Source organism: Xenorhabdus littoralis, from assembly GCF_033949345.1.
Taxonomy (GTDB): Bacteria; Pseudomonadota; Gammaproteobacteria; order Enterobacterales; family Enterobacteriaceae; genus Xenorhabdus; species Xenorhabdus littoralis.
Genome location: NZ_VCDP01000085.1, coordinates 1 through 11180 on the forward strand (window position 1 = coordinate 1; position 11180 = coordinate 11180).

The 11180-nt window shown below is 43.5% G+C and carries 9 protein-coding genes; 6 read left to right on the forward strand and 3 right to left on the reverse strand.

Features of this window, described 5'->3' with window-relative positions; genetic code table 11:
- Window positions 1–15 precede the first annotated feature (15 nt).
- Window positions 16–504, reverse strand: a complete 489-nt coding sequence (rfaH, locus tag FE394_RS16820; RefSeq protein ID WP_319927506.1) for a transcription/translation regulatory transformer protein RfaH — start codon at window positions 502–504, stop codon at window positions 16–18.
- Between the two features lie 431 nt (window positions 505–935).
- Between rfaH and ubiD the strand changes: the two genes are divergently transcribed.
- Window positions 936–2408 (forward strand): 4-hydroxy-3-polyprenylbenzoate decarboxylase, encoded by a 1473-nt coding sequence (gene ubiD, locus FE394_RS16825; protein ID WP_319927513.1) that lies wholly within the window; start codon window positions 936–938, stop codon window positions 2406–2408.
- 10 nt (window positions 2409–2418) lie between these two features.
- On the forward strand, window positions 2419–3120 hold the full coding sequence (gene fre / locus FE394_RS16830) for an NAD(P)H-flavin reductase (RefSeq protein ID WP_319927507.1): 702 nt from the start codon (window positions 2419–2421) through the stop codon (window positions 3118–3120).
- 179 nt (window positions 3121–3299) lie between these two features.
- Here the strand turns inward: fre and fadA are convergent, their stop codons facing one another.
- Window positions 3300–4463, reverse strand: a complete 1164-nt coding sequence (gene fadA, locus FE394_RS16835) for an acetyl-CoA C-acyltransferase FadA (protein WP_319927514.1) — start codon at window positions 4461–4463, stop codon at window positions 3300–3302.
- A gap of 11 nt (window positions 4464–4474) precedes the next feature.
- Window positions 4475–6661, reverse strand: a complete 2187-nt coding sequence (gene fadB / locus FE394_RS16840; RefSeq protein ID WP_319927508.1) for a fatty acid oxidation complex subunit alpha FadB — start codon at window positions 6659–6661, stop codon at window positions 4475–4477.
- Window positions 6662–6934: 273 nt separating this feature from the next.
- Between fadB and pepQ the strand changes: the two genes are divergently transcribed.
- From pepQ to hemG, 4 genes are read left to right on the forward strand one after another with little or no spacing between them, the layout of a single operon-like run.
- Window positions 6935–8269, forward strand: a complete 1335-nt coding sequence (gene pepQ, locus FE394_RS16845) for a Xaa-Pro dipeptidase (RefSeq protein ID WP_319927509.1) — start codon at window positions 6935–6937, stop codon at window positions 8267–8269.
- A complete protein-coding gene (locus tag FE394_RS16850) occupies window positions 8269–8880 on the forward strand; it encodes an IMPACT family protein (RefSeq protein WP_319927510.1) in 612 nt (203 codons plus the stop codon). The genes pepQ and FE394_RS16850 overlap by 1 nt, the downstream gene beginning before the upstream one ends.
- 37 nt (window positions 8881–8917) lie before the next feature.
- Window positions 8918–10369 (forward strand): Trk system potassium transporter TrkH, encoded by a 1452-nt coding sequence (gene trkH / locus FE394_RS16855; protein WP_319927511.1) that lies wholly within the window; start codon window positions 8918–8920, stop codon window positions 10367–10369.
- Window positions 10370–10428: 59 nt separating this feature from the next.
- Window positions 10429–10977, forward strand: a complete 549-nt coding sequence (gene hemG / locus FE394_RS16860; protein ID WP_319927512.1) for a menaquinone-dependent protoporphyrinogen IX dehydrogenase — start codon at window positions 10429–10431, stop codon at window positions 10975–10977.
- The last annotated feature ends 203 nt before the right edge of the window (window positions 10978–11180 follow it).

An 11180-nucleotide genomic window follows, 5' to 3' on the forward strand; every position in this document is an offset into this window, starting at 1 on the left:
TGCGGGTGGTTCTGATTAAACTTTGATAAATTGCTTGTTATCTAACACCTTAGACACTTCTTTATTGAGGATATTCAGCAGGAGAATGGAACGGGTTTCTCCATCTGGTTCGTTGAAAATCGCTTGAATACCTTCAAAAATTCCTGCTGTGATCAATACGGTATCACCAGTAACAGGGGTTTCAGGGGCAACATATTCTTGCTCTGTAACCGACGTCAACTCATCAATTAATGTTTGTGGGACAATGGCAGGATAAGTACTGAACCGAATAAAATTATTGACACCCCGTGTTGAACTAACGGTCGTGGTATGAATGACCTCAGGATCAAAATGCACGAAAAGATAATTGGGAAACAATGGCTCACTAACGGAGGTTCGCTTACCCCGAATGATTTTTTCAATTTTGGCTGTAGGTGTCAGGCAAATGACATCCTGTCTCTCTAAGTTATCTATCGCCCGAGAGATTTGCCCACGTTTACAGTAAAGAAGATACCAATTTCCCATAATATTCCGACTCCATTGCTTAGAATGCCTAGAATAACAAAACCAGCCTCGATGGGTCACCAATAAAGCCAAAAAGTTCTTTTGAATGTAAGCCCTATTTTATGGCTGGTAGAGTTTATTTCCACTAAAAGTCAATGTATTAATCTATTGTGTTAAACCTACTTATTATGGATGGTACAGGTAATTTTATCTCATTTTTCATAAACGAGAGGAAGATAAAAGTATTTTTATTAAGCAACGGTAAATTCCCTGATAATGACCAATGGCCCAGTTATGTAAAAAATCGACAGGAAGCCATGTTCACAGAACGCAATAACCCACAATATTGTACTAAATTCATTGCTTTTTAGTGAGTTATGAGTTTACCTTGTAACCCTCATGGGAGAGCTTATAATGTCTTTCTCCCTTAAAAATCGGCATAAATGAACAATATGAAATACCGCGATCTAAGAGACTTTCTTTCCTTGTTGGAACAATCAGGTGAATTAAAACGAATTCGTATGGAAGTTGATCCCTATCTGGAAATGACAGAAATCGCAGATCGTACTCTTCGTGCTGGTGGTCCTGCCTTATTGTTTGAAAATCCTAAAGGATATTCAATGCCTGTATTGTGCAACTTGTTCGGAACACCTAAGCGGGTTGCTATGGGAATGGGGCAGGATGATGTTAAAGCATTGCATGATGTAGGGAAGTTATTGGCTTTTCTTAAAGAACCTGAACCGCCAAAGGGGTTTCGTGATCTGGTAGATAAGTTACCTAAATTCAAGCAGGTTCTGAATATGCCTACCAAGCGCCTCAATTCAGCCCCTTGTCAGGAACAGGTTTGGTCTGGTGATGAGGTGGATCTTACCCGCATTCCGGTTATGCATTGTTGGCCTGAAGATGCAGCACCCCTTATCACGTGGGGTCTGACGGTGACTAAAGGGCCGAACAAAGAGCGCCAGAATTTGGGTATCTATCGCCAGCAGGTCTTGGGTAAAAACAAACTTATCATGCGTTGGTTATCCCATCGTGGTGGTGCACTTGATTTTCAGGAATGGTGTCAGGCTCATCCGGGAGAACGTTTCCCTGTGTCAGTCGCGTTGGGTGCTGATCCGGCCACAATATTGGGAGCGGTTACTCCAATTCCTGATACGTTGTCTGAATATGCTTTTGCTGGATTGCTGCGCGGCCATAAAACGGAAGTTGTTAAATGTATATCCAATGATCTTGAAGTGCCAGCCAGCGCGGAGATTATCCTTGAAGGTTATATCGAGCCCGGTGAAATGGCGCCGGAAGGGCCATATGGTGATCATACCGGTTATTACAATGAAATAGATATGTTTCCGGTATTTACGATCACTCATATTACCCAGCGTCGTGATGCCATCTATCATTCCACTTACACCGGACGCCCACCAGATGAACCTGCGGTGTTGGGGGTTGCGTTGAATGAAGTTCTGGTGCCGATACTACAAAAACAATTTCCTGAAATCGTGGATTTTTACCTGCCACCGGAAGGTTGCTCTTATCGGCTTGCTGTCGTTACGATGAAAAAACAATATGCAGGTCATGCCAAGCGAGTCATGATGGGAGTCTGGTCATATCTGCGACAATTTATGTACACAAAATTTATCATCGTTTGTGATGATGATATCAATGCACGAGATTGGAATGATGTCATTTGGGCGATAACAACGCGGATGGACCCGCAAAGAGATACTGTCTTAATGGACAATACACCCATTGACTACCTTGATTTTGCCTCTCCTGTTTCTGGGTTAGGATCAAAAATGGGATTAGATGCAACGAATAAGTGGCCGGGAGAGACACAAAGGGAATGGGGGCGTCCGATAGTAATGAGCGATGACATTCGGGCCCGTGTCGATGAAATTTGGGATCAATTAGATATTTTGAAGCGATAAGAGGGAACGCATGACAATATTAAGCTGTAAAGTAACATCGGTTGACTCCATTACAGATACAGTTTATCGGGTTCGTTTATTACCTGATTCGCCTTTTTCTTTTCGTGCAGGGCAATATTTGATGGTGGTTATGGATGAAAGAGACAAGCGTCCTTTCTCTATGGCATCACCGCCATCAGAAAAACAGACTATTGAGCTGCATATTGGGGCTTCTGAATTAAATCTCTATGCAATGGCAGTGATGGACAGGATTCTGGATCAGAAAGTCATTGATATTGATATTCCTCATGGTCAGGCATGGTTTCGTGAGGATAGTGAAAACCCCATGCTATTGATTGCCGGAGGAACGGGATTCTCTTATACCCGCTCTATCTTGCTGGCTGCATTGGAACAAAATCCTAACCGTGAGATCTCTATCTATTGGGGGGGACGTGAACTCCAACACCTCTATGATTTAGGTCAATTGCAGGCGTTGAGTGAAATTTATCCCAATTTGACTGTAATCCCTGTTGTTGAACAGGTTGATGAACACTGGAGTGGGAGAACAGGCACCGTTCTGAGCGCTGTTTTGGAGGATTTCGGTAGCTTGGCAAACCATGATATTTATATCGCTGGTCGCTTTGAAATGGCCAAAATTGCTCGGGAACGGTTTTGTAGTGAACGTAATGCATCCATTGAGCGTATGTATGGGGATGCATTTGAGTTTATTTGACCTGCTGCCCGGTAAAAAATAAAACGATAAAAATAAAAAAACCCGCCCCTGACAGGCGGGAAACTACGGCAACAACTTATTAGTGTGATGCAATAGATAAGACAGACAAAGGAAAAATCCTTATAAATTTCAATCGTCAGATACTCTTGCTAACCAAATCAGATAACTAAATTCAGTAACTAAACTCGCTCAATAATGGTGGCAATGCCTTGGCCTAATCCTATACACATGGTCGCCAGTCCGAACTGAACATCCTTGCGTTCCATCAGGTTAAGCAGGGTTGTCGTGATGCGAGTACCAGAACAGCCCAATGGATGACCGAGAGCAATTGCACCACCGTTTAAATTGATTCTGTCATCCATGCTATCCAGCAGATTAAGCCCTTTTATGCAAGCCAGAGATTGCGCAGCAAATGCTTCGTTCAATTCCATGAGGCCAATGTCAGCAAGGCTTAAACCAGCTTTTTTCAGTGCCATCTGTGTTGCTGGTACCGGGCCATAACCCATGATAGAAGGATCGCAGCCAACAACCGCCATTGAACGGATACGAGCACGAGGCTTCAGTCCTAATTCTTTGGCTTTAGTTTCACTCATGATCAGCATTGCTGAAGCACCGTCAGAGAGGGCTGAGGAGTTACCCGCCGTAACACTTCCGGTAACAGGATCAAAGACAGGGCGCAAAGCAGCAAGATCTTTCAGGTTGGTATCAGGGCGAATAACCTCATCAAAATCGACGAGTTTCATATTTCCGTCAGCATCATGCCCGTACATAGAGGCGATTTCACCGGAGAATGCTTTAGATTTTGTCGCTTGCACTGCACGTTGATGAGAACGCAGGGCAAATTCATCTTGCATTTCTCGGCTAATACCGTGCATCTTGGCCAGCATTTCTGCTGTTAAACCCATAACCCCCGCTGCTTTTGCAACATTGCGGCTTAATTTAGGGTGGAAATCGACACCATGTGTCATGGGAATATGTCCCATATGTTCCACACCACCCACCATAGCAATATTGGCATCACCAGTCATAATCATGCGGGTGCCGTCATGCAGTGCCTGCATTGAAGAACCACACAGACGATTGACGGTTACTGCGGGAACTGAATGGGGAATGCCTGCCAGTAATGCGGCGTTACGTGCAATGTTGAACCCTTGTTCCAGCGTTTGTTGCACACATCCCCAAGAGATATCGTCAATATGCTCAGGCTGAAGAGCTGGATTGCGCTGGAGTATCGATTTCATCAGATGTGCTGAGAGATCTTCGGCACGGACCTGACGGAATACACCACCTTTTGAGCGCCCCATTGGGGTACGGATACCATCAATAATAACTACGTTTTCCATGTTTTCAGACCTCACGCTTTTTCACCTGGATTAACAGCAAGTTCTGCTGGTGCAGGGTAGTAACTTTCATTGCTTTCGGATTTTGCTTTCAGGCCAGCAGGCACATGATAGAGTTCACCCAAGTGAGCATAATTTTCAGCCATATTCACGTAGGCTGCGGTTCCCATCGTATCCAGATAGCGGAAAACACCACCTTTGAATGGAGGGAAGCCTAAACCATAAACCAGCGCCATATCGGCTTCCGCAGGACTGGCAATGACACCTTCTTCCAAACAGCGAACGACTTCGTTAATCATTGGGATCATGGTACGGGCAATGATCTCTTCGCCAGAGAAAGTATGTTTCGGTTTGCTGATATCTGCCAGTAACTGGTCGACAGCTTCATCTTGCGATTTTTTCGGTTTGCCTTTTTTATCTTGGGTGTACTGATAGAAACCAATGCCATTTTTCTGACCGTAGCGCTGATTTTCGAACAATACATCAATAGCATCCCGATAATTACGGCTCATGCGGGCTGGGAAACCTTGTGCCATGACGGCTTGTGCATGGTGAGCAGTATCAATGCCGACAACATCAAGGAGATAAGCAGGACCCATTGGCCAGCCAAATTCTTTTTCCATAATCTTGTCGATTTGACGGAAGTCACCACCATCACGCAGTAACATGCCGAAACCAGCCAGATAAGGGAAGAGTACACGGTTGACAAAGAAGCCGGGGCAGTCGTTGACGACAATGGGTGTTTTGCCCATTTTGCTGGCATAAGCCACAACGGTTGAGATAGTTTTATCCGACGTTTTTTCTCCGCGAATAATTTCAACCAGAGGCATTCGATGCACCGGATTGAAGAAATGCATACCGCAGAAGTTTTCCGGGCGCTTCAGTGACTTCGCCAAATCAGAGATTGGGATTGTGGAAGTGTTAGAAGCCAGAATGCAGTCTTCATTGATATGTAATTCTGTTTCTGCCAGAACCGCCGATTTAATTTTGGGATTTTCAACCACGGCTTCGACAACAATCTGAGATTGCTCAATACCTGCGTAATTCAGCGTTGGTTGAATGGATGAGAGGATCTTGGCCATTTTCATGGCATCCAGACGACCGCGCTCAAACTGTTTATTCAGTAACTTGGCTGCTTCATTGATACCTAAATCCAGCGCTTTTTGATTGATGTCTTTCATCAGGACGGGAATACCCTTGCGCGCGGATTGATAGGCAATGCCTCCACCCATAATTCCGGCACCCAGAACAGCCGCATGTTCAGGAGTAGTGACCGCTTGTAAATGTTTTTTCGCCAACCCTTTGACATATTGATCATTCAGGAAGATGCCGACCAGAGCACGGGCAACTGTAGTATGTGCCAATGTAATAAAGCTGGTGGATTCCAGTTTCAGAGCCTCATCACGACCGAGTTTAGCTGCTTTTTCAATGGTTTTTACGGCAGTGATTGGAGCTGGATAATGGGGACCCGCAACCTTCATTACCATGCCTTTGGCTACAGTAAAGCTCATGGTGCGTTCAATCTCATTGAGATTGAGTGGCATCAGTTTAGGCTGACGAGCTGCCTGCCAATCCAAGTCACCTCGAATGGCTTGCTCCAGAATTGAAACGGCAGAATCGACCAGTTTCTCGGCAGATACGACTGCATCAACCAGACCATTTTTCAGTGCTTCTTCAGCACCGATATCTTTTCCGGCGGAGATAATTTCGAGGGCATTATCTGTACCAATTAAACGTGGCAGGCGGACTGAACCACCAAAGCCGGGCATAATGCCCAATTTAGTTTCTGGTAATCCGATACGAAGATCAGGGGATGCGATACGAAAATCAGTTGAAAGCACCACTTCGCAGCCGCCGCCAAGGGCATAACCGTTAATGGCAGAGATCGTAGGAACAGGAAGGTCTTCAATACGGTTAAGAATATCGTTGGCAAGATCCAACAACTCATGAAGTTTTTCTGCTGGCGCATTGAATAATGATAAAAATTCTGTGATATCAGCACCAACAATAAAAGCTTGTTTTTCAGAACGTAATAACAGTCCTTTTAATTCACTTTGTTGCTCAAGGACAGAAACAGCTTCATTCAGTGAAGCGACAGTTTTTGTATCTAATTTATTAATTGCAGCTGGTGCATTGAAGATCAGTTCTGCAATGCCATTTTTCAGCCATTTTACTTGAATAGTGTCACTTAGGTAGAGCATGTCATTCTCCTCAATGAGTGCATACCATCTGGTATGACCAGATACTCTTGATTGTGATTACTGTGTTAATTTAATGCAAACCAATGATTAATTTTTTGTAGGTCTGATCACAGGTAAAATTTATGACAGAGAGCAATGTATTTTGTTAAGATTTTGAAAAATATAAATATTGACGCTTAATTTTAGGAAAGGGGTTTTTCATGTGATAGCTCCCCAAATAATGAATTATGGTAATATTTAAATCCCTGCCAGAAAATCAAAAGGCTAATTAAGATGGAAAAGTTGGCATCTCTGTACCGCGAACATATTAAAACGTTACAAAAACGAGCTCGTGAAATATTGGCACGTACCCAGCTTGACGCTCTACTTATTCACTCTGGTGAATCATTGCGAGTTTTTCTTGATGACAGAGATTATCCTTTCAAGGCAAATGTGCACTTTAAGGCTTGGGCTCCGGTGACCAACGTGCCGAATTGCTGGTTATGGATTGATGGTGTCAATAAACCGAAACTTTGGTTTTATTCTCCGGTGGATTACTGGCATAGCGTAGAAAAGCTGCCGAACAGTTATTGGACTGAAGACGTGGAACTGATCCATCTGTCAAAAGCTGATGATATCAGTGCGCAATTGAGTGGATTATCAAAACAAAATGCGGCTTATATTGGTGAGCAGACTGATCGTGCTAAATCTTTGGGGATTCGTGAACAAAATCTTAATCCAAAAGCTGTTCTGGACTATTTAAGCTACCATCGTTCATATAAAACAGATTACGAGTTGTTTTGTATGCGTGAAGCCCAGAAAACCGCGGTTAATGGTCATAAGGCTGCTTATGATGCGTTTTTATCTGGTGTGAGCGAATTCGAGATCAATATGTTCTATTTGATGGCAACGGGGCACCGTGATACTGATGTTCCTTATGATAATATTGTTGCCTTGAACGAAAATACGGCGGTTCTGCATTACACCAAATTACAACAGACTGTACCTTCTGAAATGCGCAGTTTCTTGCTTGATGCCGGAGCAGAATATAATGGCTATGCGGCGGATATCACGAGAACCTATGCAGCAAAATCTAATAACGATTTTGCTGCATTAATTAAGGATCTGAATGAAGAGCAGCTGGCGATCATTGGTACGATTAAAGCGGGTGTTCGATATACCGACTACCATATCAATATGCATCATCGTATTGCCAAATTATTGAGAAAACATGACATTATTCATGGAATCAGCGATGAAAGCATCGTTGAGAAAGGTCTGACAACACCATTTTTCCCACATGGGCTTGGTCATCCACTTGGTTTGCAGGTACATGATGCAGCCGGATTTATGCAGGATGATAATGGAACCCATCTGGCCGCCCCTGGAATGTATCCTTATTTGCGTTGTACGCGTATTCTTGAGCCAAAAATGGTTTTGACCATTGAGCCAGGCCTCTATTTCATTGAAACCTTATTGGCGAATTTGCGTAACAGCGAATATCACCAGCACTTTGATTGGAAAAAAATCGACATGCTGAAATCTTATGGTGGTATTCGTATTGAAGATAACATCGTTATTCACGATGGAAAAATTGAAAACATGACCAGAGATTTACAATTATCGTAATGAAGCCTTATTTGATCCCTGCGGCTTCAGTTAGCTTTACTGAAGAAATAAAAAAGAGTCGTTTCATTACCCTGCTGGAACACACCAGCGGGGTGGATGAGGCAAAGTCATTTATCCAAAGTATCAAAGCACAATATCCTGATGCCCGGCATCATTGCTGGGCCTTTGTTGCTGGAGCGCCAGATGACTCGCAACAATTGGGTTTTTCCGATGATGGCGAACCGACAGGAACCGCCGGCAAGCCCATGATAGCCCAACTAATAGGAAGTGGTTTGGGGGAAATCACAGCCGTGTCGGTTCGCTATTTTGGCGGTATAAAACTTGGTACAGGTGGACTGGTAAAAGCCTATGGCAACGGCGTGCAGCAGGCACTGAAATTATTGGAAACCGAGTATAAGGTTCCGCAGAAACTGTATCAATTGCAGTGTGAATACGCTCATATCTCAATGGTAGAACAATTGTTACAGCAATTCTCAGGGCAAGTGATTGCCAGTAGTTACGCTGAACACGTCACGCTGCAAGTTTCATTGCCAGCTACCCTTGCTGATGAAATAGGTGATAAATTAAGGGACTTAAGCCGTGGTGCTCTGTTTTTAACACCAAAATCATAATTATTTTGTCATACCGGATTTCTAAGGAATCAGCCGAATGCATTTTCGCGCCATAACCCGTATTGTTGGGCTACTTGTTATTCTTTTTTCTGTCACAATGATTATTCCGGGATTGGTGGCATTGATTTATCGCGATGGTGCAGGTAAGGCATTCAGCCAAACATTCATCTTTGCCCTCGTTATTGGATTAATGTTATGGATACCTAATCGGGAACAAAAACACGATCTTAAACCAAAAGAGGGTTTTTTGATCGTTGTCTTATTCTGGACTGTGCTGGGCAGTGTCGGGGCACTACCCTTTATTTTCTCTGAAAAACCCAACCTTTCAGTTACCGATGCCTTTTTTGAATCCTTCTCAGGTTTAACGACAACAGGTGCCACAACGCTTGTCGGGCTGGATTCTCTTCCTAAAGCCATTCTTTTTTATCGACAAATGCTGCAATGGCTGGGCGGTATGGGGATCATCGTTCTGGCTGTGGCTATCTTGCCCTTGCTTGGTGTCGGTGGAATGCAGCTTTACCGGGCTGAAATGCCGGGGCCATTGAAAGATAATAAAATGCGTCCTCGAATTGCAGAGACGGCAAAAACACTTTGGCTGATTTATGTTTTGCTGACCATCGCCTGTGCGATTGCACTGTGGGCGGCAGGAATGTCGGTATTCGACGCCATTTCCCATAGCTTTTCGACTATCGCCATTGGTGGCTTTTCTACCCATGACGCAAGTATTGGCTTTTTTAATAGCCCAACAATTAACACTATCATTGCTATTTTCTTACTGATATCGGGCTGTAATTTTGGTCTGCATTTTGCTGTTCTGTCTGGACGAAGCCTGAAAGTGTATTGGCGTGATCCTGAATTTCGGATGTTCATCACCATCCAGTTGGCATTGTTGGTGATTTGTGTGTTGATACTGTGGCAACACTCCGTTTACGAATCAGAATGGAATGCTCTGAACCACGCCTTTTTTCAAGTCGTCTCTATGGCAACGACTGCGGGATTTACCACGGATAGTTTTGCCAAATGGCCTTTGTTTCTGCCTTTTCTGTTGTTATGTTCTGCATTTATAGGCGGTTGTGCAGGATCGACAGGAGGAGGGCTGAAAGTTATTCGCATTTTGTTACTGTTTTTACAAGGTTCCCGTGAATTAAAACGTTTGGTACATCCGAACGCGGTATACACCATAAAATTAGGACGTCGGGCATTACCAGAACGAATTATTGAAGCCGTATGGGGATTTTTTTCTGCCTATGCGCTGGTTTTCGTTATTAGCATGTTGCTATTGATTGCAACAGGAATTGACGAATTTTCCGCTTTCTCTGCCACTGCCGCAACACTGAATAACTTAGGTCCTGGATTGGGAGCGGTTGCAGATAACTTTACAACCATGAATCCGACGGCTAAATGGATATTGGTGGTAACTATGTTATTCGGGCGTTTGGAAGTGTTCACACTATTAGTCTTATTCACACCAACTTTTTGGCGTGAATGAAATGAATAGTTATCTATTAAGTTGTTATATTTGGATTGCTGTTTAATAAAGGCGTACCTATGAGTTATTTGTTGCTCTATTCCACTCAGGATGGACAGACCAAAAAAATTATTATGCGTATTGCAGAGAATCTTCGCCGTGCTGATATTGATTGCGATTTAAGGGATCTCTCTACAGTGAACCAGATTAATCTGGCTCCTTACCAAAAAGTAATGGTGGGTGCATCTATCCGTTATGGTCACTTCAATGCTGCATTGCGAAAGTTTGTCATTAGACATCAAAAACAGCTGAATCAAATGCCAACCGCTTTCTTTGGTGTCAATTTAACAGCGAGAAAACCAGAAAAAAGAACGCCAGAAACTAATGCTTATATACGTAAGTTCTTAATGAAAAGTCCGTGGCAGCCTAATTTATGTGATGTCTTTGCTGGGGCATTGCTTTATCCGCGTTATCGCTGGTTGGATCGCATCATGATTCAATTCATTATGCGCATGACTGGCGGAGAGACAGATACAACAAAAGAAATCGAATATACCGATTGGAAGCAGGTAGATCGTTTTTCTGAGGTATTTTTGCAAATGGAGTGTGATAAAACGCCTCAAAAATAGCCTTTTTGCTGATTGTTAAACCGTTTTGAGGAAAAAAAAAGCGAACGGAAAGAAAATCAAAAAAAACTATTGTCAGCGGCGTAAAACTCCCTATAATGCGCCACCACTGACCGACGCTGAGCTGAGACAGGCCGCGGCGCGAAGTGAGAGAAAAGCGAAAATAACTGCTTGACTCCCGGGGCAAAAAGCGTAAGATACGCAGC

Bases quoted from the DNA above. Each gene is read 5' to 3' on its own strand.
- rfaH (WP_319927506.1), bottom strand. From the start codon at position 504: ATGGGAAATTGGTATCTTCTTTACTGTAAACGTGGGCAAATCTCTCGG.
- ubiD (WP_319927513.1), top strand. From the start codon at position 936: ATGAAATACCGCGATCTAAGAGACTTTCTTTCCTTGTTGGAACAATCA.
- fre (WP_319927507.1), top strand. From the start codon at position 2,419: ATGACAATATTAAGCTGTAAAGTAACATCGGTTGACTCCATTACAGAT.
- fadA (WP_319927514.1), bottom strand. From the start codon at position 4,463: ATGGAAAACGTAGTTATTATTGATGGTATCCGTACCCCAATGGGGCGC.
- fadB (WP_319927508.1), bottom strand. From the start codon at position 6,661: ATGCTCTACCTAAGTGACACTATTCAAGTAAAATGGCTGAAAAATGGC.
- pepQ (WP_319927509.1), top strand. From the start codon at position 6,935: ATGGAAAAGTTGGCATCTCTGTACCGCGAACATATTAAAACGTTACAA.
- FE394_RS16850 (WP_319927510.1), top strand. From the start codon at position 8,269: ATGAAGCCTTATTTGATCCCTGCGGCTTCAGTTAGCTTTACTGAAGAA.
- trkH (WP_319927511.1), top strand. From the start codon at position 8,918: ATGCATTTTCGCGCCATAACCCGTATTGTTGGGCTACTTGTTATTCTT.
- hemG (WP_319927512.1), top strand. From the start codon at position 10,429: ATGAGTTATTTGTTGCTCTATTCCACTCAGGATGGACAGACCAAAAAA.